Annotated in this window: 23 protein-coding genes; all 23 read left to right on the plus strand. The window is 64.7% G+C overall.

Going from position 1 to position 25,006, the window contains the following annotated elements; genetic code table 11:
• Positions 1–6 precede the first annotated feature (6 nt).
• The 23 genes from WC729_RS01325 (at position 7) to WC729_RS01435 (ending at position 25,004) form a co-directional block, all read left to right on the plus strand.
• Positions 7–390 carry a VOC family protein gene (locus WC729_RS01325; RefSeq protein ID WP_372848748.1) on the plus strand — a complete coding sequence of 128 codons (384 nt, stop codon included), beginning with the start codon at positions 7–9 and terminating at the stop codon, positions 388–390.
• An 83-nt stretch (positions 391–473) separates the two neighbouring features.
• On the plus strand, positions 474–920 hold the full coding sequence (dut, locus tag WC729_RS01330) for a dUTP diphosphatase (RefSeq protein WP_372848750.1): 447 nt from the start codon (positions 474–476) through the stop codon (positions 918–920).
• Positions 920–1,297, plus strand: a complete 378-nt coding sequence (locus WC729_RS01335) for a hypothetical protein (protein WP_372848752.1) — start codon at positions 920–922, stop codon at positions 1,295–1,297. The genes dut and WC729_RS01335 overlap by 1 nt, the downstream gene beginning before the upstream one ends.
• Positions 1,294–2,043, plus strand: a complete 750-nt coding sequence (locus WC729_RS01340) for a ThiF family adenylyltransferase (protein WP_372848754.1) — start codon at positions 1,294–1,296, stop codon at positions 2,041–2,043. Before WC729_RS01335 ends, WC729_RS01340 begins: the two co-directional genes overlap by 4 nt.
• A 34-nt stretch (positions 2,044–2,077) precedes the next feature.
• A complete protein-coding gene (wecB, locus tag WC729_RS01345) occupies positions 2,078–3,208 on the plus strand; it encodes a non-hydrolyzing UDP-N-acetylglucosamine 2-epimerase (protein WP_372848756.1) in 1,131 nt (376 codons plus the stop codon).
• Between the two features lie 471 nt (positions 3,209–3,679).
• Complete coding sequence (gene wecC / locus WC729_RS01350) at positions 3,680–4,978, plus strand: UDP-N-acetyl-D-mannosamine dehydrogenase (RefSeq protein ID WP_372848758.1); 1,299 nt, start codon at positions 3,680–3,682, stop codon at positions 4,976–4,978.
• Between the two features lie 94 nt (positions 4,979–5,072).
• Complete coding sequence (locus WC729_RS01355; RefSeq protein WP_372848760.1) at positions 5,073–6,224, plus strand: acyltransferase family protein; 1,152 nt, start codon at positions 5,073–5,075, stop codon at positions 6,222–6,224.
• 42 nt (positions 6,225–6,266) lie between these two features.
• On the plus strand, positions 6,267–7,367 hold the full coding sequence (gene gmd / locus WC729_RS01360; protein ID WP_372848762.1) for a GDP-mannose 4,6-dehydratase: 1,101 nt from the start codon (positions 6,267–6,269) through the stop codon (positions 7,365–7,367).
• A gap of 74 nt (positions 7,368–7,441) precedes the next feature.
• A complete protein-coding gene (locus WC729_RS01365) occupies positions 7,442–8,080 on the plus strand; it encodes a class I SAM-dependent methyltransferase (RefSeq protein WP_372848764.1) in 639 nt (212 codons plus the stop codon).
• Positions 8,073–9,185, plus strand: a complete 1,113-nt coding sequence (locus tag WC729_RS01370; RefSeq protein WP_372848766.1) for a glycosyltransferase family 4 protein — start codon at positions 8,073–8,075, stop codon at positions 9,183–9,185. The genes WC729_RS01365 and WC729_RS01370 overlap by 8 nt, the downstream gene beginning before the upstream one ends.
• Before the next feature lie 45 nt (positions 9,186–9,230).
• Positions 9,231–10,196 (plus strand): GDP-L-fucose synthase family protein, encoded by a 966-nt coding sequence (locus WC729_RS01375; RefSeq protein WP_372848768.1) that lies wholly within the window; start codon positions 9,231–9,233, stop codon positions 10,194–10,196.
• A 162-nt stretch (positions 10,197–10,358) separates the two neighbouring features.
• The gene (locus WC729_RS01380) at positions 10,359–11,060 is read left to right on the plus strand and encodes a polysaccharide biosynthesis/export family protein (protein WP_372848770.1); all 702 of its coding nucleotides are present in this window, start codon (positions 10,359–10,361) and stop codon (positions 11,058–11,060) included.
• Between the two features lie 79 nt (positions 11,061–11,139).
• Entirely contained in the window at positions 11,140–13,329 is a 2,190-nt protein-coding gene (locus WC729_RS01385; RefSeq protein ID WP_372848772.1) for a GumC family protein, read from the plus strand.
• Positions 13,330–13,445: 116 nt separating this feature from the next.
• Complete coding sequence (locus WC729_RS01390) at positions 13,446–14,546, plus strand: tetratricopeptide repeat protein (protein ID WP_372848774.1); 1,101 nt, start codon at positions 13,446–13,448, stop codon at positions 14,544–14,546.
• A 64-nt stretch (positions 14,547–14,610) separates the two neighbouring features.
• On the plus strand, positions 14,611–15,951 hold the full coding sequence (locus tag WC729_RS01395; protein ID WP_372848776.1) for an O-antigen ligase family protein: 1,341 nt from the start codon (positions 14,611–14,613) through the stop codon (positions 15,949–15,951).
• A 12-nt stretch (positions 15,952–15,963) separates the two neighbouring features.
• Positions 15,964–17,010 carry a hypothetical protein gene (locus tag WC729_RS01400; protein ID WP_372848778.1) on the plus strand — a complete coding sequence of 349 codons (1,047 nt, stop codon included), beginning with the start codon at positions 15,964–15,966 and terminating at the stop codon, positions 17,008–17,010.
• A gap of 10 nt (positions 17,011–17,020) precedes the next feature.
• Positions 17,021–17,758, plus strand: coding sequence for an FkbM family methyltransferase (locus WC729_RS01405; RefSeq protein WP_372848780.1), 738 nt, complete (start codon positions 17,021–17,023; stop codon positions 17,756–17,758).
• 27 nt (positions 17,759–17,785) lie between these two features.
• The gene (locus WC729_RS01410; RefSeq protein ID WP_372848782.1) at positions 17,786–19,087 is read left to right on the plus strand and encodes a hypothetical protein; all 1,302 of its coding nucleotides are present in this window, start codon (positions 17,786–17,788) and stop codon (positions 19,085–19,087) included.
• A gap of 170 nt (positions 19,088–19,257) precedes the next feature.
• Entirely contained in the window at positions 19,258–20,430 is a 1,173-nt protein-coding gene (locus tag WC729_RS01415; RefSeq protein WP_372848784.1) for a glycosyltransferase family 4 protein, read from the plus strand.
• 151 nt (positions 20,431–20,581) lie between these two features.
• The gene (locus tag WC729_RS01420) at positions 20,582–21,412 is read left to right on the plus strand and encodes an FkbM family methyltransferase (RefSeq protein WP_372848786.1); all 831 of its coding nucleotides are present in this window, start codon (positions 20,582–20,584) and stop codon (positions 21,410–21,412) included.
• Positions 21,391–22,536: a glycosyltransferase family 4 protein gene (locus WC729_RS01425; RefSeq protein WP_372848788.1), complete on the plus strand. Its 1,146-nt coding sequence runs from the start codon at positions 21,391–21,393 to the stop codon at positions 22,534–22,536. The genes WC729_RS01420 and WC729_RS01425 overlap by 22 nt, the downstream gene beginning before the upstream one ends.
• A 33-nt stretch (positions 22,537–22,569) precedes the next feature.
• On the plus strand, positions 22,570–23,832 hold the full coding sequence (locus WC729_RS01430; RefSeq protein WP_372848790.1) for a glycosyltransferase: 1,263 nt from the start codon (positions 22,570–22,572) through the stop codon (positions 23,830–23,832).
• Positions 23,829–25,004, plus strand: coding sequence for a glycosyltransferase (locus tag WC729_RS01435; RefSeq protein ID WP_372848792.1), 1,176 nt, complete (start codon positions 23,829–23,831; stop codon positions 25,002–25,004). The genes WC729_RS01430 and WC729_RS01435 overlap by 4 nt, the downstream gene beginning before the upstream one ends.
• The last annotated feature ends 2 nt before the right edge of the window (positions 25,005–25,006 follow it).

A 25,006-nucleotide genomic window follows, 5' to 3' on the forward strand; every position in this document is an offset into this window, starting at 1 on the left:
AGAATCATGGCGGGTTACATGACGCTCGGCGCCCTGGATTCGGCAAAGTCCAACGCCTTTTACGACGCGACGCTGGCGATCATCGGCTGGTCCTCGCATATGTCCTTCGGGGAATGGCGGGCCTATTCCGAGCGCGGTACCGGCGAGGGATTCACGGTTTGGATCTGCAAGCCGTTCGACGGCGCGCCGGCCAGCGCCGGCAACGGCACGATGATGGCGTTCAACGCGAAATCGCCTGCCGAGGTGGACGCGTTCCACGCAGCGGCGATGGTGCATGGCGGCAGCTGCGAGGGCCCGCCCGGACCGCGCCCGGATTATGGCCCCAAATGGTATGCCGCCTATCTGCGTGATCCGACCGGCAACAAGCTCGCGGTGGTGTGCAACCAGTGATGCGGGTGACGGCTCAACCCAATCTTTGCCCCGGCGAAGCGGAACGGCCTTCAAAAAGGCGGATTGAGCGGTAGGAAGGAGACATGACCTCTTCCCTGTCGATCCATATCAAGCGCCTGCCGCACGGCGACGGCCTTCCCCTGCCCGCTTATGCGACGGAGGGCGCCGCCGGCATGGATGTCGTCTCCGCCGAGGAGCTGACCCTTGAGCCAGGCGCGCGGGCTGCCGTCGCAACGGGCTTCGCGGTGGCGATCCCGCCAGGCTATGAGGTGCAGGTCCGCCCGCGGTCGGGCCTGGCGCTCAAGCACGGCGTCACCTGTCTCAACACGCCCGGCACGATCGACAGCGACTATCGCGGCGAAGTGAAGGTGATCCTCGCCAATCTCGGCCAGGAGGCTTTCGTCATCGCGCGCGGCGACCGGATCGCTCAACTCGTTCCGGCCCCGGTCCAACGCGCGGTGCTGGACGAGGTCGACACGCTGGAGGATACCGTTCGCGGAGCCGGAGGATTCGGCTCGACTGGGCGTTGATGCTGCTGTTCCTACTCCTTCAGGCCACCGCGCCGGCGGTGCCGGCCGACTGGTCAACCCTTCCGCCACTGCCCGCCGCGATGGCGCCGCAGGTGACGCCCCCGCTCACCCGTTTCGTGGCGGACGAGATCGCGGCCGGGCGCTGCGCCCAGCCCAAGCCCGCCGACGGCCATTATGTCCTCAAGGTCGATGTCGCCGCGCTGATCGGCGCCGACGGCGCGATCCGCCGCTCGCTGCCCCGCGCGATCAATTGCCCGACGGTCGAACAATATAGCGCCGGCCTCGTCGTCAGCTTCGCTCGGGCCAACCCCCAGCCCCGTGCCGGTGGCGCCGACCTCTGGTACCGTGCGACCATCGTCTATGACTGGCGCGGATGAGCTTCACTGACGCCGAGCTGGAACGCTATGCGCGCCACATCGTCCTGAAGGAGGTCGGCGGTGCCGGCCAGCAGAAGCTGCGCCGCGCGACGGTCGCCGTCATCGGTGCCGGCGGTATCGGCTCGCCCGCGATCCAGTATCTCGCAGCCGCGGGCGTCGGCCGCCTGATCGTGATCGACGACGACTGCGTCGACCTTTCGAACCTCCAGCGCCAGACCCTGTTCGGCAGCGACGATATCGGTGCGCCCAAGGTCGAGGCGGCCGCCGCCGCTGTCGCCCGGCTCAACCCCGGCACCACGGTCGAGACCCGGCGCACGCGGATCGATGCCGCCAACGCCGGCGACCTCATCGCCGGTGCCGATGTCGTACTCGACGGCACCGACAATTTCGCGACCCGACTGGCGGTCGCCGACGCCGCGCTTGCGCTGCGCATCCCGCTCGTCTCCGCAGCGGTCGGCCAGTTCGAAGGCCAACTCGGCCTGTTCCGCGGCTGGGAAGCCGGCAAGCCGTGCTATCGCTGCTTTGTCGGCGCTGATCCCGACCGCCCGGAGACAAGCTGCGCCGAGGCGGGCGTGTTGGGCGCAATGACCGGGGTGCTGGGCAGCCTCGCCGCGCTCGAGGCGATGCGCGCGATCGTCGGCTTCGGCGAGGACAGCGCTGGCAAGCTGCTGCTGGTCGACGCCCTCGCCTTCCGCTTCCGCACCATCGCCCTGCCCAAGGACCCCGGCTGTGCGACCTGCGGTTAGCACGGCTTTAAGCCAATCCGGCTAGGGCGGGCGCATGTCCGCTGCATCCCCCAAGGTCCTGGTCATCTTCGGCACCCGCCCCGAGGCGATCAAGCTGTTCCCCGTCGTCGCTGCGCTGAAGCAGCTGCCCGGCCTGACCGTCCGCACCTGCGTCACGGCGCAGCATCGCGGCCTGCTCGATCAGGTGCTGAGCGTCGCCGGTCTCTCCCCCGACATCGACCTCGACCTGATGGAGCCGGGCCAGTCGCTCGACCGCCTCACCGCGCGCCTGCTCACGGGCCTTGGCGAGGTGATGGACGCCGAATGCCCCGACCGGGTGATCGTGCAGGGCGACACCGCCACCGCGATGGTCGGCGCGCTCGCCGCCTATTACCGCAAGACTCCGGTTAGCCATGTCGAGGCGGGCCTGCGCTCGGGCGACATCTGGCAGCCCTGGCCCGAAGAGGTGAATCGCCGCATCGTCGCGCCGATCGCCGACCAGCATTTCGCCCCGACCGACACCGCCGCCGACGCGCTGAGGCGCGAGAATATCGATCCCGCGACGATCCATGTGACAGGCAACACCGTGATCGACGCGCTCCACGCGACACGCGCCCGACTGGCCGAAGATCCGTCGCTCGCCGCCGGCCTGGACGGGATCGCCGCGCGCTTCGCCGGCAAGCGCATGATCCTCGTCACCACCCATCGCCGCGAGAATTTCGGCGACGGCATGGCCAATATCGCCCGCGCGCTCGGCCGCATCGCCGACCGGCCCGACACCGCAATCCTGTTCCCCGTCCATCCCAACCCCAATGTCGTATCGGTGATGGACGAGATGCTGGGCGACCGCCCGAACATCGCCCGCATCGATCCGCTCGATTACCCGCATTTCGTCCGCGCGCTCGGCCTGTGCGAGATCGCGCTGACCGATTCTGGCGGCGTGCAGGAAGAAGCGCCCGCCCTGGGCAAGCCCGTCCTCGTCATGCGCGAGACGACCGAGCGGCCCGAAGGCGTCGCCGCCGGCACGGCCAGGCTGATCGGCACCGATGCGGATCGCATCGTCGCCGAGGTCTCGACCTTGCTTGACGATCCGTCCGCCTATGCGGCGATGGCGCGCGCGCACAACCCGTTCGGCGACGGGCACAGCAGCGCGCGGATCGCCGCCATCGTCCGGGCAAGTCTGTAACGGGACTCCGATCCGATAGACGCGAGATCGTTTTTCATTCAGGACGTTGCGCTGCATATCCGATACGAACCCGATCGAATCGGGTCGAGGGCTCAAGGGGAGGAACGGGGTCGCATGCGCGTATTCGGCTTATGGTGCCTGGTCTTCAGACATCGGACGGCATCCGGGTCCAAGCGAGTTTTCGAAGGCAATGTCTTCGCCAAATGCAAGGTCTGCTCGCGCGAATTGTTCCGCGATCCCAAGACCGGCAAGTGGCGCGGATCGAGACCGGAGGACCATCGACCCCGCAAGCTGGTGCTGACCAGCGACGAGGGCGGTCCCGAACGGCGCGTGCGCAGCTCGCGTCGATAGGTTTTCACGCCGGCATTTCCGAAATCTTCACCCGCCTGCGCGACAAGCAGAACCGGTTAGCGACGCGTTGTCCGCGATGAGCGGTCGATCGTCGCGCAGGTTTGCGGGGACGTGTCGTCGATGGTTTCGGACAATGAGCTCAAGGTTGTCGTGCTTGGCCTCGGCTATATCGGCCTTCCCACCGCCGCAGTGATTGCGCGCACCGGCGCGAAAGTGCTCGGCGTCGACGTGACCGAATCCGTCGTCCACACGGTCAATTCGGGCAAGGTGCATATCGAGGAAGTCGATCTCGACGGCCTGGTCTCGGGCGTCGTGGCGCGCGGCAATCTGCGCGCCTCCACCACGATCGAGCCGGCCGACGTCTTCGTCATCGCGGTGCCCACCCCCTTTGCCGAGGATCACGCGCCGAACATCGGCTATGTCCTGCAGGCCGCCACCACCATCGCCACCGTTCTGAAGGCGGGCGACGCGGTCATCCTCGAATCCACCTCGCCCGTCGGCACGACCGAGAAGGTCCGGGATCTCCTCGCGCAGCTCCGCCCCGACCTGAAGGTGCCCGGCAAGACCGGCGAGAGCGCTGACATCGCCATCGCCTATTGCCCGGAACGCGTGCTGCCCGGCCGCATCCTGGTCGAGCTGATCGACAATGACCGGGTCATCGGCGGCATCACGCCACGCTGCGCGCGCAAGGCGCTCGCCTTCTACCGCCGTTTCGTGCGCGGCGCCTGCGTCACCACCACGTCGCGCGCGGCGGAGATGACCAAGCTGACCGAGAATGCGTTCCGCGACGTCAACATCGCCTTCGCCAATGAGCTGAGCCGCGTCGCCGACACGATGGATGTCGATGTGTGGGAGGTGATCCGCCTCGCCAACCGCCATCCGCGCGTCAACATCCTGTCGCCGGGCCCGGGCGTGGGCGGGCATTGCATTGCGGTCGACCCCTGGTTCCTGGTCCATGCCGACCGGCCTAACACCCCGCTGATCCGCACCGCGCGCGAAGTGAACGACGCGAAGGTCGACTATGTCATCGCCCGTGCGGAAGCGATGGTCGCCGCGCATCCCGGCATGCCGGTCGCCTGCCTCGGCCTCGCTTTCAAAGCCAATATCGACGATTTCCGCGAGAGCCCGGCGCTAAAGGTCGCGGCCGCGCTCGCTGCCCGGTTCGGGGATCGGCTGCATGTCGTGGAACCCTATGCGGCCGCGCTGCCGACATCCTTTGACGGCACTGGTGCGCACCTGACGGATATCGATACCGCGATCGAAACCTGCCCGATCATGATCGTGCTGGTCGATCACGACGTGTTCAAATCGGTCCCGCTCGACGAGCGCGCCGACAAGATCGTCTATGACACGCGCGGTATCTGGCCGGATCAGCCGCGCACCCAACCTCGCCCGGAGCCGCTGCGCCTTGCTGGCTGACCTCCGGGCCGGCTGAGCGCTGGACTCACCGCCGATGATCCCTTAGCCGAGTCCCGTCGCGCCGAGAGCTTGTCGGCGCGGCGCGGGGGTATAGATGAGCGAACCGACCACTCCGGCCATCGGAGCGACCGATGCCGCTTCAGCGCCTGGACATGACACCGGCGCAAAGCCGAAACGTTCCAGCAGCCGCATCGAATCGATCCACAATCTGCGCGGCATCGCCTCGCTGACGGTGCTGTTCGATCACCTGGTCGCCACGCCCTATGTCGGCGCGCCGGCCGCGATCGCCGCCTTCGGCATCCTCGGCAATTACGGCGTCACGATCTTCTTCTTCATCTCGGGGTTCGTGCTGCCCTATTCGCTGCAGAAGACGAAATACCGGATTCAGGACTTCCCGATGTTCATCGCGCGGCGGTTCGTGCGGGTCGATCCGCCCTTCTTCGTCGTCGTCGGGCTGACGTTGCTGCTCAACGTCCTGCTCGGCGTGGTCAAGCACGCACCCTATCGCATCGACGTGGTGCAGGTCCTGGCCCACTTCGCCTATATCGCGCCGCTGCTGCACAAGGAGTGGCTGCTGAGCGTCTTCTGGACCTTGTGCACCGAGTTCCAGTTCTACATCACCATCGGCCTGATCTTCCCGATCCTGCACAAATACCCCATTCCGATCGCCCTCGCCTGCGCGCTGTGCATGTGGCTCTACATCCCGGATTATTTCCCTTCGGAACGGCTGCCGCTGGGCGAGCGCGAGATCATCTTCGCCTATCTGCCGTCCTTCATGGTGGGCATGGCGACCTATCTCTATCGGGAAAAGCTGGCCAGCCTGCCGGTTTTCGCGGCCGCCATCGCGATCTCCATGGTCGCCCTGTTCTTCAAGGCGCCGCTCGACATCTCGATCGTCGCGCTGATCACCATCGCGGTCGTGCTGTATGTGAACTTCTACAATCCGGTGCTCGATTTCTTCGGCAAGATTTCCTACTCGCTCTACCTCGTCCATCTGCTGGTGATCGTCACGGTCCTGCCGGTCCTCCACCGGCTCGATCCGCCCTGGTTCGTGATGTTCCTGATCGGCGGCGCCATCTCGATTGCCGCGGCGACCTTCCTCTACCGCTTCGTCGAGGGCCCGGCCCTGGCCTGGTCGAAGCGCGTGCAGTTCCGCCGGCCCGCGCCGGCCACGGCCGCACCGGAAAAAGACACGCCTCAGACACTAGAACTGGACCCTATCCCCCAAGTTGGTAAGGCGGGCTGAAATGGCACGTTCGCGGTCGCACAAACCATGGAGCTGTATCACATGACCAAGACCGCCCTGATCACCGGTGTCACTGGGCAAGACGGCGCCTATCTGGCGGAATTGCTGCTCTCCAAGGGCTATGACGTACACGGCGTGAAGCGTCGGTCGTCCTCGTTCAACACCGGACGTATCGACCATATCTATCAGGATCCGCACGAAAAAGGCGCACGGCTGCACCTCCATTACGGCGACATGACCGATTCGACGAACCTGATCCGGATCGTCCAGGAAGTGAAGCCGGACGAGATCTACAATCTCGCGGCGCAGAGCCATGTGCAGGTCAGCTTCGATACCGCGGAATACACCGCCAATGCCGATGCGATCGGCACGCTGCGCCTGCTCGAGGCGCTCCGCCTGCTCGGCCTGCACGAGACGACACGCTTCTATCAGGCCTCGACCTCCGAGCTGTACGGCCTCGTCCAGGAAGTGCCGCAGTCGGAAACGACGCCCTTCTATCCGCGTTCACCTTATGCCGCGGCGAAGCTCTACGCCTATTGGATCACGGTGAACTACCGCGAGGCGTACGGCATGCATGCGTCGAACGGCATCCTGTTTAACCATGAGAGCCCGCTGCGCGGCGAAACCTTCGTCACGCGCAAGATCACGCGCGCCGTCGCCGCGATCCATCTCGGGCTGCAGGACATGCTGTGGCTGGGCAATCTCGACGCCAAGCGCGACTGGGGCCATGCGCGTGACTATGTCGAAGGCATGTGGCGCATCGTCCAGCAGGACAAGGGCGACGATTTCGTGCTGGCGACCGGCGTGACCCAGACCGTCCGCTCCTTTGTCGAATTGAGCTTCGCCGAGGTCGGCATCGGGGTCGAGTGGAGCGGCACCGGCGTCGACGAGGTCGGCCACTGCACCAAGACCGGCAAGCCGCTGGTCAAGGTCGATTCGCGCTATTTCCGCCCGACCGAAGTCGATCTGCTGATCGGCAACCCCGCCAAGGCCAAGCGCGTGCTCGGCTGGGAAGCGACGACCACGCTCGCCGAGCTCGTCTCGGAAATGGTTCGCGAGGATCTGAAAGTCGTCGCGCGCGAGGCGGAAGTCCGCCGCCCCGACGAGGAGCGGCCGAGCTCGCTGTACGCGATCAAGGGCTGAACGCTCCGCACTCAACCTGACCGATCATGATGCGCCCAGATCATGATGAGCGGGGCGCGGCGAATGGAATGAACATGTCAACGCCACTGCAGAATTACGCATACGAGGACAGCGAAGCCGCGCACACGCACGCCTATCTGTTCCCGACCCTGCTGAAGATCCTCGCTGATCGACCGGCAGGCCCGATCTTCGAGTTGGGATGCGGCAACGGCACCACCGCGTCGATGCTGACCAAGCGCGGCCACACCGTCACCGGGGTCGATCCGTCGACCAGCGGGATCGAGATCGCGCAGCGCCAATATCCCGAATGCCGGCTCGAGTTGGGGTCGTCCGAGGAGAATCTGCGTGCGCGCTTCGGCACCTTCGACACGGTGCTGAGCCTCGAAGTGGCCGAGCATGTCTATTCGCCGGTGGGGTATGCCAGGGCGATCAACGAGCTGCTGAATCCGGGCGGCATCGCGATCGTCAGCACACCCTATCACAGTTATCTGAAGAACCTCGCGCTCGCGGCGAGCGGCAAGATGGAAGGCCATTTCACGGCCCTGTGGGAAGGCGGCCATATCAAGTTCTGGAGCCGCAGGACGATCGCGACGCTGTTCGACAAGACCGGGTTCGACGAGATCGGTTTCTACCGCGTTGGGCGCGTTCCCGTGCTTGCGAAATCGATGATCTCGGTCTTCCGCAAGCGGGATGTGCCCCCGGCCAGTGCCTGACCCGATGCCTGAGAGCCCCGACACCGTGCGTCCGCCCGAACGCATCGTTTTCCACGTCGGCGGCTTCGAAGCCGTTGGGGGGATCGAGGCGTTCCTGTTCGACCTGCTGACCAACCTTCCCGCCGGACGCGACCAGCGGTCGATGCTGGTATGGGCACAGGTCCTGCCCCAGTTCAGTAAGATCGAACGGGCGGGCACCAGGGTATTCAGGACGCCGCTGCGTGCCGGATGCCGTTTCGGCCTGCCTGACGCCCTGCTCTACGCGCGTCATGGCCGCCAACTGGCGAAGGCCGATCGCATCGTGTTCCTCAAGATCCCGCCCGAGCCCCTGTTCACTCGCATCGTCGACAAGGCGCGCGCGCGGCGACCCAGGCCAACCGAAACCGTGTTCGTGACCGCTTATCGCCCGCGAGAGCTGTGGCCAGAGGGGATGCCAAACTGGGTGCGCCGGGGCTTCGACCGGATCCTCGTCCAGAGCCGGGAATTTGCGGATGACCTGCGCGAGATGCAGTTCACCGGGCCAATCGACATCGTCCCCTATATTCCGCCCGTCGCCGCGGCCGCCCCAGTCGAACGGCCGCGCGAGGATCCGTTCCGCCTCGGCTTTCTCGGCCGGTTCGTACCCCAGAAGAACCTGTTCTATCTGTTCGATATCGCCGATGAACTGCGGTCCAGCGGTGTCGAGCTCCATTTGTTCGGCGGGGGCGAACATGATCGGGGGCTGCGCGACGCGACGCGCGCGCGGGACCTGCCGGTCACCTTTCACGGCGTGGTGCCGCGCGAGGCGGTCGCTGCCGCGATTGACAGTTGCGATGCTTTCATCAACCCGTCGATATCCGAAGGCCAGTGCCTGGTCGCACTCGAGGTGCTGAGCCGCGGACGACCCTTCATCGCCACCGGAGTTGGTGCGATTCCGGAGATCCTCGGCAAGGGCAAGCTCGGCCGGATCATCCCGCTGGACGATGCGGCGGGTGCGGCGAACATCGTCCGCGCCTTCCTGGCCGAATGGCGCGCCGGCGAATGGCGCGCCGGCGAGATTGCGGACGCTTATTCCAGAGCCTATCCGCGCGCAGAGATCATCGGCGAGTATGAGAAACTATTGTAAGGCGCATCCCGCCTCCAACGCGAACAGGGACGTGGCACGATCAAGATGAGCGATTTGTTTTCCCTGGCCGGCAAGCGCGTCTGGGTCGCTGGCGAACGCGGCATGGTCGGCCGCGCGATCATCCGTCGACTGGCGTCGGAGCAATGCGAGATCGTCTCGGCGACGGCGCGCATCGACTTGCGCGACCAGGCGGCGACATTCGCGTGGATGGCGGCGAACCCGGCGGACCTGATCTTCCTTGCCGCCGCCAAGGTCGGCGGAATCGCGGCCAATGACTCGCTGCCGGGCGAATTTCTCTACGACAACATGATGATTGAGGCGAACGTGATCGAGGGCGCGCGCCGCACCGGCGCCGCGAAGCTCGTGTTCCTCGGATCGTCCTGCATCTACCCCAAGCATGCCGACCAGCCGATGCGCGAGGATGCGCTGCTGACCGGGCCGCTCGAGCCGACCAATCAATGGTATGCGATCGCCAAGATCGCCGGAATCATGCTCGCCCGGTCCTATCGCCGGCAATATGGCTGCGACTATATCTCGGCCCAGCCGACCAACCTCTACGGGCCGTTCGACAATTTCGACCTGCAGGGGAGCCATGTCCTGCCCGCCCTGCTCCGCAAGGCACATGAGGCCCGGCTGGCCGGCGCTGCGACCCTGCCGGTCTGGGGCAGCGGCGCGCCGCTGCGCGAGTTCCTGCATGTCGACGACCTGGCTGATGCCCTCGTCTTCCTGGCGAAGACCTATTCGGGCGAGGAGATCGTCAATGTCGGGTCTGGCGAGGAGATCAGCATCCGCGATCTGGCGCATATGGTTGCCGACATCGTCGGCTTTCGCGGCGAGATGGTTTTCGACGCCACCAAGCCCGACGGAACGATGCGCAAGTTGGTCGACACCGGCAAGCTGAACGCCCTTGGCTGGACAGCGCACCGTCCGCTGTGCGAGGGGATCGCCGACACCTATCGCTGGTTTTTGGACAATAGCGACACGCTGCGCACGGGCGCCGCGATGGCCTGATTTCGGCCCCGCCGCAACGTCTCTTGCCGGGCCTTTCCGCGGTCATATTGCTCTGCAGCAGGGTTGACGGACGGAGCCGCGCGGTTAAAGGTCTTGGGGCCTGTAACCACATAGACCGGCGGCGATTATTCGTCGCGATTCGCCACGCGTAGGATATTCGACATGAAACTCTTGCATCGTCTGCGCACGATGGTCGTGGCCCTGCTTGTCCCGGTTATGCTGGTTGGTTGCTCGACCGGACGCGGCGGCTCCATCCCTTATGAGGTCAAGGATTTCGGCCGTCCGGATGCGCCCGTGGCGGCGACACCGGACGTAGAATACAGGATCGGCGCACTCGATCAGCTCGCGATCACCGTATACCGCGTCCCCGATCTCTCGGGCGAATTGCCGGTCGATGCGAGCGGCAAGATCACAATGCCACTGATCGGCGAATTGACCGCGGTCGGCAAGACATCTGCGGAACTTGCGGGCGACATCAAGAAGAAGCTCGGCGAGAAGTACATCAACAATCCCGAGGTTCAGGTCATCGTCAAATCGGCGTCCAGCGCGCGGATCACGGTCGACGGCTCCGTCGGCGCACCCGGCATCTATCCGATCGCCGGCCCGACCACGCTGCTCCAGGCGATCGCGATGGCCAAGGGCACGACTGACGACGCCAATCCCCGCCGTGTCGTCATCTTCCGCCAGATCAACGGCCAGCGCCAGGCGGCGGCGTTCGATCTGAAGTCGATCCGGCGTGGCGAGATGGCTGATACCCCCGTCTTCGGTGACGACATTGTCGTAGTTGACGGATCTTCCTCGAAGAGCGCCTTCAAGAACGTTATGCAGACAATTCCATTGCTCGCCTTGTTCCGGCCTTTCTGAGACGGCGAGCTGAAACCGACGAAATGGATTGCTTCCCCTCATGACCGATACGATCCAAGCCTTTCGTGGAAGTGGTCCGATGACCTCGCTTCCTTCCGTGCAGACCGGCGGAGCGGTTTCGACGGCGGTCGCCCTTCCCCCGCCCGACACGCCCGAGTTCGAGATGAACCTTCGGACGATCATGCGCATCCTGCTGAAGTGGCGCTGGTTGTTCGTGGCGTTCGTGGTGGCCGGCCTGGGCGCCGCCACGGCAATGACTCTGCTCGCGACGCCACTCTTCCGCGCGACCGCGACGATCGAGATCAAGCGGCAAGAATCGCAGATCATGAAGGAGTCCTCGATCGAGCCGGTCGTGGTCAACGATCCGGCGGCGATGGCGACCCAGTTCGGCCTGATGCAGAGCCGCGACCTTGCGGTGCGCGTGGCGCAGCGCCTGAACCTGGCATCGAACCCGGCTTATGCCCCCCAGTCGCTATCGCGCGAAGCGCGTGAGAACATCGCTGTCGGCCGGCTGCGTGGCGGGCTGAGTGTGGCACCGGTCGGCTCCAGCCGCCTGATGAGCGTGAACTTCGTCAGCGCCGATCGCAACGAAGCCGCGCGCATTTCCAACGCCTTTGCCGACAGCTTCATCTCGACCGGCCTGGAGCGGCGCTATGACGCGACCGCCTATGCCCGCAACTTCCTGCAACAGCGCATCACTGCGGTGAAGGCAGCGCTCGACCAGTCCGAGCGGCAACTGGTCGCCTATGCGCGCCAGCAGGGCATCGTGAACATCGAAAGCGCGCCGGGACCGGACGGCCGCCAGGGCACCGGAACCTCGCTCGACGCCTCGTCGCTGACCGCACTCAACGGATCGCTCTCCGCGGCCCAGGATGCCCGAATGGCCGCCGAGGGACGGTACAACGAAGCGCGCCGGAACGGCATCACCACGGAGACCATCTCGAATCCGACGATCACCGCCCTGCAGGGCGAGCGCACGCGCCTGTCCGGCGAATATCAGGAGAAGCTGGGGATCTACAAACCCGACTTCCCCCAGATGAAGGACATGCAGGCGCGGATCGCCGTGCTCGACGGCCAGATCGCGCGTGAGCGCGCCGGCGTTTCCAGCGCACTGCGATCGGAATATGAGGCTGCGCTGTCCCGCGAGAACGCCCTCAAGAGCCGCGTGAACGAGCTCAAGGGTTCGGTGCTCGATCTGCGCGACCGCAGCATCCAGTACAACATCCTGCAGCGCGAGGTGGACACCAACCGCTCGCTCTATGACGCGCTGCTCCAGCGCTACAAGCAGATCGGCGTCGCCGGCGGCATCGGCGAGAGCCAGGCATCGATCGTCGATCACGCCATCCCGCCGAGCGGGGCGTTCAGCCCGCGGCTTGGCGCCAATCTGATCATGGGCCTGTTGATCGGCGCGCTGCTCGGCATCGCAGTGATCCTGGCGATCGAATATATCGACGACACCATCAAGGTGCCGGAGGATGTTGAGACCAAGCTGAAGGTCAGCGTGCTGGGCGTGATCCCGAAACTGACCCGCGACACGACCCTGATCGAGGAACTGTCGATCTCCCGGTCGAAGATATCCGAGGCCTATTTCACCGCCCGGACGTCGCTGCAGTTCTCGTCGCCCGAGGGCACGCCCCGCGTGCTGCTGGTGACGAGCACCAAGCCTTCGGAAGGAAAGTCGAGCTCGGCGCTGGGCCTGGCGCAGAGCTTCGCCAAGGTCGGCCTCAAGGTCCTTCTGATCGATGCCGACATGCGCAAGCCGTCCTTTACCGCCAAGGAAGGCGATGGGACCGGCCTGTCCGCGCTGCTGGCGGGCGGCAACCTGTCCGAGCCGAAGATCCTGTCGACCAACATCACCAATCTGCACCTGCTCCCGAGCGGCCCGATCCCGCCGAACCCGGCCGAGCTGCTGGCGAGCCAGAACCTGCCGCGACTTCTCGCGATCATGCGCGAGCGCTTCGACCTGATCGTGGTCGACGGCCCGCCGATCCTCGGGCTGGCTGACGCCCCGCTGCTTGGCGCTGCGTGCGACGGCACGGTAGTGATCATCGAATCCGGCGCGATCCGCCGGCCGGCGGCACTGAACTCGATCAAGCATCTGCGCGCTGCCGGCGCCCGGGTGATGGGCGTCGTGCTGACCAAGTTCAATCCGAAGTTCGAAGGCTATGGTTACGGCTATGGCTATGGCTATGGCTACAGCTACGGTTATGGCGCCGATAAGGGCGAGAACGAAAAGGATCGGCAGCGGCGTATCGAGCTGATGTCGTAAACAAGATGGCGGCAACAGGGGGAAGCAGTACCAGGTCGGTCGCGTTCGCGCTTCTCGGCGCGGCGAGTGCAGCCGCCGGGCTAGCAGCGGTCCTGACCCATATGGTGAGCGCGTCGGTGAGCGACGCGCGCCCGGCTGGCGTAGCAGGCTTGGCGAAGGGCAGCGTAGCAGCGTTGCGCCACGCGCTCGCTACCGAGCTCGCGCCGGCAAATGGCCCCAATATCGAGATCAGGGATCCCGGCCGGGCGGAACGGCTGCTGGCGGCCGCGCCGCTTGATCCCGTAGCGCTGACCTATCTGGGGCTCGCCGCCGACAAGAAGGGCGATGCCGTCCGCGCCAAAGCTCTGATGACGCTGGCCGTGCGCAGCGACGGACGCGCCCTTCGCGCGCGGCTCTGGCTCATGGACCAGGATTTGCGGCATCGCGATTATCGCGCTGCGATCGAGCATTTCGATCGGTTGGTGAGGATCGGCCCGCCCGGCACCGCCGGGCTGATCAACGCGATGACTGGAGTCGTCCGCGACCCCGCAAGCCGCGCCCCGCTCGCTCGCAAGCTGGCGACCAATCCGCCATGGCGCGCCAATTTCCTGTACGCACTCAACCAGCAGGGCATGTCGCCGGACGTCATCTATCAGCTGACGGCGCAGGATTCGGCCAGGACCCAGGTGTTGTTCGAGCAAGCGGCGCTGCTTCAGTCGCTGCTCAAGAACAACGAATATGAGCGCGCCTATCTGGCGTGGATCAATTTCCTGCCCGAATCCTCGCTGAAGCAGCTTGGGCCGGTCTATGATCCGCAGTTTCAGGATTTACCTGGCCCCCTGCCCTTCAACTGGAAATTGAGCGACGGCAGCGATGGGTCGAGCGAATTCAACAAGCCGAGAGGGCTGAACGCTTCCTATCTCGGCGGCAATGTCGCAATCCTCGCGGAGCAGACATTGCTGCTCTCGCCGGGACGGTACCACTTGTCGGTAATCGCGTCCGGTTCGGACGAGAACAACCAGCTTTCCTGGACGGTAACCTGTCCGACTGCCGGCGAGCCCTTGCAAGCGCTGAAGATCACTGGCCTCAAGGGAGACCGGCAGCGCTATACTACTCAGTTCCAGGTTCCGGCGTCCGCCTGCGGTGCCCAGCGCCTTACCCTTGTCGGGTCACCTGTCGAGTTCCCGCGCACGGCCAGCGCGCTGATCGAATCGGTCACGGTCGAGCTGGTGAAATGACGCAATGAAACCGAGATCCTCCCCTCGCCGCTCGACCCGGAGCGCCATCCGGACACCGGCAACGATGATCGGGCAGCTGCTGATTCCGGGGTTCATGGCGCTCTGCATCCTGCTGGGTGGCTCGAGCAGCGGCGGCCAGCTGGCGAATGCGACGCTGCAGCTGATCGCCACCCTCGTGCTCGGCTATAGCGTTGCGTGCTTCGCGACGACGCCGCTGTCGCGCTCGGCGAAGCTGCTCGTCGCGATCGTCCTGTGCTGGAGCTTCTGGGCGTGCCTGCAACTGATACCCCTGCCCTCGTCGCTATGGACCCTGGCGCCTGGCCGCGATGTCCTGGTGCAAAGACTGGCGGTGGAGGGCAGCCCGCTACCCTGGCTGCCGCTGTCACTGAATCCCTCAGGCACGATCTCGCATCTGGCGTCGTTGCTGCCGCCTTTGGCGATCGGCGCCGCAATCCTGTCGCGCCCCACCGCCGATTCCAACGCCCTGCGCTGGTTCATTCCGCTTCTGGCGGTGGTGTCGCTGTTGCTCGGCGTCGCGCAGTTGATCAGCGGGAACACCTCCCCGCTCTATTTCTACGCCACGAGCAACCAGGGCCTTCCCGTCGGCCTGATGGCGAACGCGAATCACCAGGCGACGCTGATGCTGTGCGCCATTCCCTTCGTCGCGTCGCTGGCCGGTTCGGAAAAGGCGGTCGGATCCAAGGGTCAGGGTCGCGAGCTGCTCTTCGTCGCGATGGCCGCGATGTTCCTGATGGGTATCGCCATCTCCCAATCCTATGCGGCCTATGTGCTTGCCCTGCCCGTCACCATCGCAAGCTGGGCGATCGCGCGCCCGCGCTCGCTTGGGCCGGCCCGTTATATCGGAACCGGGATCGCCGTGGTGACGATCGCGGCGCTTGCGGCGGCCATCATCATCGGCCCGACCATCGTCGCCGATCCGAGCATGTCGCAGAGCCAGTTGTCGCGGCCGGCGATGTACAAGGTCGCCGCGAACGCGCTCGTCCATTTCTGGCCGGTGGGAAGCGGCCCGGGAAGCTTCGTCCCGGTCTTCAAGCTGTTCGAAGAGCCCGGCATGGTGACCAACGTCTTCGTCAACCATTCGCATTCCGACTATATCGAGTTCGTCCTCGAAGGCGGCATTGTCGGCGCCCTGGTGATCGTCTGCCTGGGCCTTTGGTGGCTCCGCCGCGCCGCGACGATCTGGTTCGCCCGGTCGCCGAGCAGGATCGATCGCGCCGCGGTCGTCGCGACGGCCGCTATCCTGGCGCACAGCATGGTCGACTATCCGGCGCGCACCAGCGCGATCGCCGCGATCCTCGCCGCCGGCCTCGCGCTGATGGCATCGAGACCCGAAGTGAAGGTCGAAGAGGCGTCGGCCGGCGGCCGCCACCTGAAGGCCGAATAAAGGCGTGTCGGCGTGATCGCGCAGTTCGACGTCAACACCATCTGGCGTCGGAAATTCGGTCAGGCGCTTCAACGTCGCAAGCCGGACACCATGTTGTTCGCGCCCCGCGCCTGGAGGTCGGGGCCCGCCTTGCCCGACGAGGAAGGGCTGACTCCCGTCTCGCTCCCGCCGGGCTGGGCGAGCCGCACCGCGATCCTGGGGATGCCGCTGCTGCTTCATCAGGCCAGGGCGTTGGCCGCAGCGCGCGGTGGCACGATCGACACGGCAATCTTCACCTCGTTCCATTATCTCCCTCTCGCCAGGCGCCTGCGCGGCAGGGCTCGCATCGTCTATTACTGCTCCGACGATTATCGCGGCTATGCCGGCTGGGGCGGCGATGCAGCGATCGCGCAGGAAGCCGAACTGTGCCGGATCGCCACCCTGTCGATCTTCGTCAGCGCCGCCCTGCACGACCGCGCAGTCGCAGAATATGACCTAGATCCAGCAACTTGCGTCGTCGCACCGAATGCCTCCGAACCCCGCTTCTCCAACACGCCCCAACGCCCCCCCGACCTGGCCGGATTGGCTGGGCCCGTATTCGGCACGGTCGGCGTCTTCAACGACCGGATCGACTTCGGCTTCCTCGACCGGCTGGCAGGTTCGGCGGAGGTAGGATCGCTCGCCCTGGTCGGCCCCTTGCAGGACTGTCCCGACCCCGACGGATCGATCGCGCGGCTGCGCGACAACCCCAAGGTCCATTGGTTCGGCGCCCGCCCGCACGGCGAAATCCACGCCTGGATGGCGGGAATCGATATCGCGGTGATCCCGTACGCACCGACCCAATTCAACCATTTCTGCTCGCCGATGCGGCTCTGGGATCACCTCGCGATCGGCCAGCCGATCATCGCGACCGACGCCTGCGATCAGATCGCTCGGCAGGACGGCGTTTTCGTCGTGGCGCGGGGTGACGCGCTTGATCGATCGATCCGCTCTGCTAAGATCACCGCTGCGGGGGGACGACACCCGCACCTCGAAAGCTGGGACGACCGCGTGGCGTCTATAGCGCCCTGGATCGGTTAGGAAATACAGCGTGGTCGCCAAACAGATCCGCCAGCTGATGTCGTGGCATGCGGCGACCCGGGCGCCCTTCAGCAACATCCTTTACGGTTTCTGCCGGCGCTATGTGACGGCGTGGAGCAACGCAGAGACCAATATCGATCTCAATGGCGAACGCTGGCTGGTCGAGACGATCGCCAGGCGCGCGCCGAAGAAGGATGCGGTGTTCGTCGATGTCGGGGCGAATGTCGGCAACTGGAGCAGGTTGGTGGTCGATCATGCGCCGGATGCGCGCCTCGTCGCGTTCGAGCCGGTGCCACCGGTTCGCGAGCAGCTCATCGCGAACCTGGCTGGCGGCAGGGCCGAGATCCTGCCCTACGCTCTATCCAACTCGGCGAGCGAGATCGTCGAGGTGCAACGCCGTACCGGCGAGGATGTCTGCGCCGAACTCGGCGTCACTCATATCCGGTTCCTCAAGATCGCGACCGAGGGGCAGGACCTCGAGGTGATCGAGGGCTTCCGGACCCTGATCGATGCGGGGGCCATCGACGTGATCCAGTTCGAGTATAATTACATGTCCATCTTCTCGCGGACCTTCCTGCGGGACTTCTTCGCGGCGCTGACGCCGCAGATGCGGATCGGCCGGCTGTTGCGTGACAGAATCGAGTATTTTGAGTATGCGCCGCTACTGGACAATTTCATTCAGGCGAACTTTATTGCCGTTCGATCCGATCTCGCCGAAGGTGAACTCGCCTTCCTGTCGCATCGATAGGCCCATGCCGCTGGTAGAGAGAAGCTCGTGAGCCCATCGCTGATTATCCTGTCCGGACTGATAATGGCACTCGGTGCCGTGCCGCTGCTCATGCCGCGCAAGATGTTCGAATTTCCCTATGTGGTCGGCATGTTCCTGTCGGTGTGGCTGCTGCCCCAGGCATGGGCGGTCGAAAGCAGCGGTCTGGCCGATCCGTTCGATCCGACGATCGCCTGGATCTATATGTCCTTGGCCATCATCTTCCTCGTCGCGGGATATTTCGGCGGACGCGTGCTCGGCAAGCAGGCCGCGGAGAAGAAGCAAGCCGAAATCGCGATGATGTACAGCGAGAAGCGCATGGCGCAGGCGTCGGTGGTCCTGATCGCGGTCGGCGCGGGCGCCTTCTTCATGATGGCACGGACGGCAGAAACAACAACATATGAGGCCGGTTGGACCGGTATCGTGATCGTGTATGCCATGCTGGCGCAGTGTTTGGTATTTGGTGCAGCGCTGAATTTCCTCATCTATCTCCGGACCAGAAATCGCACCTCGCTGATCCTCTTTCTCGTCGCGACGGCGATCTTCTCACCGGGCCTGCTCGTCGCTGTCAAACGCGAGTTCATCTTCGAGTTCGCGATCATCATTTTCGGCAGCCTCTTCCTCGTTCGCAACTTCGTCATGCCGAGGTTCTTCCTCTTTGCGGGGTGTCTGATCGGCGCGTTCATCGTCAATCAGGCCGGCATGCTGCGCGGCTATGTGAAGAGCAACGACACCACGTTGGTCGGCGCGCTCACCTCGAGCGAAGTGCTCTCGGGCGAATATGGCAAGGAGATGCAGAATGTACCCGCCCCCGAGGTAACAGGCGCCGTGACGGATATCGCGATCGCCACCGACATAGGCGATTATCACCCCTTCATCTCGCTGTATAACGGCATGGTATCGCGATACTTCCCCGCCATCATCTTCGGGCGCGAGGCGAAGAATGCGATGACGATCAAGATGGCGGACAACCCGCTCAGCAATCGCTACTTCGCGAACGGCGCAACCAGAACGGGCTTCTCGGACACTTTTCTCGACTATTGGTATTTTGGCGTCTTCGCCTTCGCCATATTGGGCGGGATCTTCGGCTGGCTGTTCAGCATGGCCTCGGTCGGCGGCCTGAGGGATCAGTATCTCTATATCTCGCTGCTGGGCACCGGCCTTCACGGCATCACACACGCCTTCCAGGAGTTCGTGTGTGCGCTACCTTTCCTGCTGCTCGTGGTCTGGCTGCCCTTCCGCTACGCGCGGATCACCATTGCCGAAAGCAAGCGCCTGAAGCTTACGCCGCAATTGCAGGGCGGATCGTGAGACCTGCTGGTCGATCGAGCCTGGGAATCCGCTATACCGACGCTTCGCCCCCATGGCGCACACTTGCGCGCGCGATACGTTCAGCCTGTTCGCGATATTCGCCGTTGGCCTGAGGTGTCGACTTGGTGGGGACCCCAGAAGCACGCTACATCGGGTAAGGAAGTCAACTGGTGAAGACGCTCTTGATCCAGCCCGGGGCCCGGCACAACTATGCCCTTGTCCGCTTCCTGCGACGGGCGGGCGCGTTGCAGGCGCTCTATACCGACTTCGCCGTCTCCGGGGGGTCCCTCGAGCATCTCTTCCTGAGGGCCGCAGCGTCAGCTCACCCCAAAGCACGGCATCTGTCGCGCCGCGTAATCCCGGGATTGCCGCGATCGGTACTGCGCCGTCTCCCGCTCGGCGCGATGGTCGCCAAGAGGCGCTCGCCGGACAAGGCCGAACGCTGGAACTTCCGCGAGCGCGACCTGCGTGAAGCCGATGTGATCTATTCCCAATATTTCGCCGGCGGCCTGCAACATGACGAACTGGTCGCGCACGGAGCGAAGTTCGTCTCCGACGTCTTCATCATGCCCTCCGCGCACCGTGTGGTGAACCGGGAAGCAGCGAAGTTCCCGGAATGGTGCGAGGCATCTTACTCGCCCGAGGCGGCGGCCACCCTCGATGCGGTCAGCCAGGCGATGATCGACCGTTCGGACGGACTGTTCTGCCCGTCGCAGAGCGTGATCGACGACGTCGCGACCTACAATCCCGCCGCGCGCGCGAAATGCCGGCTGGTTCGATACGGGTCCGGCCTCACTTTCGAGCAGCCCAATGACCCGATCCTCAAACGCGTGCTGTTCGCCGGATCGATCCAGCTACGCAAGGGGCCCCAATATGTCGCGCTCGCCGCGGCCAGGATTGCCCGCATCGACCCGTCGATCAGGTTCGTCTTCGCCGGCGGCGTGACCGCCGCGGCGGCTGAGCAGCTTCGCGCACCGAATATCGAAGTGTTGGGCCACGTGTCGCGGGACAGGATGCGCGTCGAGTTTTTGCGAGCCGACATCCTCGCATTTCCGTCACTGGCCGAAGGGTCAGCGGGCGTGGTGCTGGAGGCAATGTCGGCCGGCCTGCCGATCGTCGCCACGCGCGAAGCCGGGGTCGATTTCAGGGACGGCGAGAGCGGCATAATGGTACCACCAACCGATGTCGACGCGCTGACCGATGCGATCCTTGCGATCGTGGGAGACCGCCCCCGACGCGATGCGATGGCGCGTTCGGCTCGCGCGGAATTCAAGGCATATGACGAACAGGCTTGGGGGAGCGCCTTTGTCGGCGCCTTGCGCGAGTTCTCGCGGGATGGTTGAAAGCACCGATTTTCGGGCTGACCCGAATCCGAAAGACGCTGTTGCGTAAAATTGAGGCGGGACAGATCGAACTCCAGCTAATATAGGCGCGCTGACAGGAGGATCTCATGATGGACCACGCTCGCAACACCCGGTCCGAAGGTCTCGCCTGATGGCCGGCCTCGGTTCGAAACTGGCCCGCAACGCAGCCAGCCTCGCCCGCGATCCCTCCATGGTGGGCGAGTATCTGGCATGGGTCGCGAGTTCCGCCAAATCGGGAGGCAATCCTTCCCGGCGCCTGCTCGACGGCATCGAGATCGGCGGCTTTTCCAGCTTCTCCGAATATCATTCGGTCCCCGATTTCATCAACACGGCGGAGCGGCGCTTCTTCGAGCAGAGCCCGCTCGGTGACGGGCCGATCGTCGATGTCGGCGCGAATATCGGGTTGGTCAGCCTGTTGCTCGCCCGCCGCTTCCCGGACCGGGTAATCCACGCCTTCGAGCCCAATCCGACCACATTCGAAACGCTCGAGGCGAATATCGCCCGCAACGGCGCGAGCAAGGTTGCATGCCATCGCTATGCTGTGTCCGACGCGGACGGGACGGTGATGTTCGACAACGATCCGATCGCACGCGGCACGGCAAGCATCAGCAGGGATGGCAGCCGCCATGCCGCGGAGGTGCCGGCAATCACGCTGGACAGCTTCGTCGCGAAGCAGGGCATCACCGCCATCGGCCTGCTCAAGATCGACGTCGAGGGCTATGAGACGCTGGTGCTGCGCGGCGCGCAGCGAGTCCTGAGCGATATTCGCCCTTCGATCTATTTCGAAGTCTGCCCGGATCTGACCGAGCGTGCCGGCTTCGGCGCCGCCGATCCTGCGCGCATGCTGCTCGATGCGGGCTATGATCTCCGCCGCCTCACGGACAGCGGCACATTCACGCCCGCGACGGTCGACGAGATAGAGGGCATCGTGCTGGAGAATTGGCTAGCCACGCCGCAATGAAGCTGCTCGCCTATGTGCACCTGCGCCGGATCCACAATGCGACCGGGGCCGGACGCGTGGTGCGAAACATCGTCGAGCAACTGGAACTGCTGGGCCAGGACGAGATCAGGATCCTGGTCGACCGGACCGATCGTCGCGAGGTGATTCCCAAGGTCGGCAAGCCGTGGAGCGACTATCGCTATCTCGACTTCGCGCTCGATACATCCTGGCAGCAGGCCTTGTGGATCGCGACCGGCCGCCCCCGCGCCGAGCATTGGTGGCCGGAGGCGGAGTTGGTCTATTGCACCAGCGAATCCTATGTCCCGACGCGGCGCGCGAAGAGCGTCGTCACCCTTCACGATGCATCCTATTTCGAACCCAGCGCCCTGCCCCGCGATGCGGGCTTTGCCCGTCAAAAGGCGAAATGGCAGGTGCTGTACGGCAAGCTCGAGCGCAAGGTGGACATGTTCCACACGGTTTCGCAGTTCTCCGCCGAACGCATCGCGCATTTCTATCCGGCGATGCAGGATCGCCTCCGTGTGGTTCATAATGGCGCAACCGAACGCTTCTTCCAGCCACCCAACACGGTAGGCGAAGCCGAGCTCGAGCGCCTCGGATTGCGCGACCGGCCGTTCGTCCTGCTGTCGGGCGGCCTGTCCTATCGCAAGAACGCCGATGTCGCGCTGGCGGCATGGCCCAGATTGCGGGCGATGCATCCGGATCTCCTGCTGGTTGTGCCAGGGCAATGCACCCCGGACTATGTCGAGCGGGCAAAGGCGATCGGCGCATCGATCGTCATGGCGGGTTTCGTCAGCGACGATACGCTCTGCTCCCTCTATCACGCCGCTCGGCTCGTCTGGTTTCCCTCGCTGTACGAAGGGTTCGGCATCCCGGTGATCGAGGCGATGATCTGCGGTACCGCAGTGGTGGCCAGCAACAGTTCCTCGATCCCGGAAGTCGCGGGCGACGCGGCATTGCTGGTCGATCCGTCATCGCCGGACCAGCATGTCGCGGCATTGGACAGTCTTCTGACCGATGATTCGGCACGGGCTGGTCTGGTTGCCCGCGGACTGGAGCGCGGCCGCCGCTTTACCTGGAAGGCGGCGGCCACCACGCTCCGCGGCTATCTGGCCGAGTTGGCCTGATCAAGGTTAAAACCAGTAAAGTTTCTCTCGCAGTTGCAACAAAAGCGCGATACCAGCCCTGAGGACGCAAGGAGCGGTAATATTCGCGTAGCGATCGCCTTCGACAATTTCGGCCCCTACCACATCGCCCGTCTCAACGCGGCGGCGAAGGAGGTCGAGGTCCTCGCGGTCGAGCGGGCGTCGACCAGCGCCCTCTATGCGTGGGATTCGCCGGACGTCCCTGCCGGCATGGCCCGCGTCGTCCTGAGCACCGAGAAGAAATCGGGTCGACCGGCCGACGCATTCGCCGCGATCGAGGCGAAGGTCGCACCATTCAAGCCGGATGCGGTCGCGGTTCCCGGATGGTCATCGCAGATGGCGCTCGCGCTGGCGAGTTGGGCGGTCGCACGGGGCATTCCGGTCATCGCGATGTCGGAAACCAACCCGTGGGATTTCCAGCGCAAATGGCACACCGAATTCCTGAAGCGGCGCGTCTTCGAATATTTCACCGCCGGGCTTTGCACCAATGACGGGCAGGCGGACTATCTCCACGCGCTCGGCTTGCCCCGCGACGCGATTTTCCGCGGCTACAACATCGTCGACAACGACTATTTTCGGCGGATGGCCGACATTGCCCGGAATGCTCCGATGCCCAGCGGTGAGGGCGGCGCGCCACTGCCCGAGGCGGCCCGAGGCCGGTATTTCCTCGCCTCGAATCGCTTCATTCCCAAGAAGAATCTCGCGCTCATGCTCGAGGCCTATGCCCGGTTCCGCCAGGGTCGCGACGACGATCCGGCGGATTGGCCGCTGGTGCTGCTCGGCGACGGCGATCTTCGCGCGTCGCTGGAGCAGCAGCGTGCCGCCCTGGGGCTTGAAGGCCATGTTCATATGCCGGGTTTCCGGCAGTATGATAAATTGCCGGCCTATTACGGAACGGCTGGATGTTTCGTGCACGCGAGCACGGTCGAGCAATGGGGCCTTGTCGTGAATGAAGCGATGGCAACGAGCCTGCCCGTGATCGTGTCGGATCGCTGCGGTTGCGCGCCGGTCCTGGTGCGCGACGGAGTGAACGGTTTCACTTTCTCTCCGAATGATATGGGAGCCCTGACCAAAGCGATGGAGGCAATCGCGAACGTGAAGGATGATAGCGCGATGCGGCAGGCGAGCCTTGCGCTGGTGGCGGAATGCGCCCCGGAACGATTCGGCCAGGGGCTGGCGGGCGCGGCTCGATACGGCGCCGCCGCGCCGCGTGCCGCGCCGTCGCTGATCGCGAAGATCGTCATGGCGTTTGCCCTGCGCAGGATATCGGCCGAATGACCGCCCGGGTCACGCCGCTCAACCTCGGCATCCTCACCACATCGCTGAGTTCCGGCGCTGGGGGGCTGTTCGAATCGGTCCGGTTGCCAGCCAATCTGATGCATGAGCGCGGTCACAGCGTTTCCGTGTACGGCGTCGCCGATGCAGGGCTGGGCTCAGCACGGGACGCGTGGCAGGTGAGCAGCTTCCGCGCCTTTCCGTCGATCGGCCCCAAGCGTTTCGGCTATGCGCCGGGCCTGAGTCACGAACTCAATACCCATCCTTATGACGCGCTTCATCTGCACGGCCTGTGGAACCATACTTCGGTCGCGGCACGTAGCTGGAACCGGAAGAATGGCGGCGCGCTGGTGATATCGCCGCACGGGATGCTCGATCCCTGGGCCCAGCGGAACAGCCAGATCAAGAAGCGCGTGGCAAAATGGGCGTTCGAAAACGCCAATCTGCGATCCGCCGGCGTGCTCAGAGCATTGTGCTGGGCCGAGGCCGACGCGATCGAGGCTTTGGGCCTTGGCGTGCCGATCGCTGTCATTCCCAACGGCATTTCCCTGCCGGCGTCGGACTATGTGCCGGAGCAACCTGCCGATAAATCGCGCAAGAAGCTCTTGTTCCTCGGCCGCATCCATCCAAAAAAGGGCATTGCGGAGCTGATCGAAGCCTGGGCGATCGCGGCCGTGAAATCGCCGACGATCCGTGACGACTGGGTCCTGCAAATCGCCGGGTGGGACGATGGCGACCATCTCCAGCACCTCGTCCGCCTGGCCCGGGAGCGTGGGCTGGGCAATGTCGAATTCACCGGCGGCCTCTTCGGATCGGCAAAGCAGGACGCTTACGCCAATTGCGATGCGTTCATCCTTCCCTCCTATAGCGAAGGGATGCCGATGACGGTTCTTGAGGCTTGGGCGCATCGTAAACCGGTCCTGATGACTCACGCTTGCAACATTCCCGAAGGCTTTGTCGCGGGCGGTGCGTATCGCATCGAGACCGCGCCTGAATCGCTTGCGACCGCCCTCAGTTATCACCTCGACCAGGCATCGGCGCTGGCGGAGACGGGCGAGCGGGGCCGGCGTCTGGTCGAGGAACGTTTCACCTGGGAGCGTATCGTCGATCAGCATATCGGGCTGTTCACCTGGCTTTCGGGGCGAGGACCCCGCCCCCATCACGTCGCCGACTGACG

It is taken from the genome of Sphingomonas sp. (assembly GCF_041661825.1).
Classification (GTDB): domain Bacteria; phylum Pseudomonadota; class Alphaproteobacteria; order Sphingomonadales; family Sphingomonadaceae; genus Sphingomonas.

Coding starts and splice junctions, on each gene's coding strand:
- WC729_RS01325 (WP_372848748.1), top strand. CDS start 7: ATGGCGGGTTACATGACGCTCGGCGCCCTGGATTCGGCAAAGTCCAAC.
- dut (WP_372848750.1), top strand. CDS start 474: ATGACCTCTTCCCTGTCGATCCATATCAAGCGCCTGCCGCACGGCGAC.
- WC729_RS01335 (WP_372848752.1), top strand. CDS start 920: ATGCTGCTGTTCCTACTCCTTCAGGCCACCGCGCCGGCGGTGCCGGCC.
- WC729_RS01340 (WP_372848754.1), top strand. CDS start 1,294: ATGAGCTTCACTGACGCCGAGCTGGAACGCTATGCGCGCCACATCGTC.
- wecB (WP_372848756.1), top strand. CDS start 2,078: ATGTCCGCTGCATCCCCCAAGGTCCTGGTCATCTTCGGCACCCGCCCC.
- wecC (WP_372848758.1), top strand. CDS start 3,680: ATGGTTTCGGACAATGAGCTCAAGGTTGTCGTGCTTGGCCTCGGCTAT.
- WC729_RS01355 (WP_372848760.1), top strand. CDS start 5,073: ATGAGCGAACCGACCACTCCGGCCATCGGAGCGACCGATGCCGCTTCA.
- gmd (WP_372848762.1), top strand. CDS start 6,267: ATGACCAAGACCGCCCTGATCACCGGTGTCACTGGGCAAGACGGCGCC.
- WC729_RS01365 (WP_372848764.1), top strand. CDS start 7,442: ATGTCAACGCCACTGCAGAATTACGCATACGAGGACAGCGAAGCCGCG.
- WC729_RS01375 (WP_372848768.1), top strand. CDS start 9,231: ATGAGCGATTTGTTTTCCCTGGCCGGCAAGCGCGTCTGGGTCGCTGGC.
- WC729_RS01380 (WP_372848770.1), top strand. CDS start 10,359: ATGAAACTCTTGCATCGTCTGCGCACGATGGTCGTGGCCCTGCTTGTC.
- WC729_RS01385 (WP_372848772.1), top strand. CDS start 11,140: ATGACCTCGCTTCCTTCCGTGCAGACCGGCGGAGCGGTTTCGACGGCG.
- WC729_RS01395 (WP_372848776.1), top strand. CDS start 14,611: ATGATCGGGCAGCTGCTGATTCCGGGGTTCATGGCGCTCTGCATCCTG.
- WC729_RS01420 (WP_372848786.1), top strand. CDS start 20,582: ATGGCCGGCCTCGGTTCGAAACTGGCCCGCAACGCAGCCAGCCTCGCC.
- WC729_RS01435 (WP_372848792.1), top strand. CDS start 23,829: ATGACCGCCCGGGTCACGCCGCTCAACCTCGGCATCCTCACCACATCG.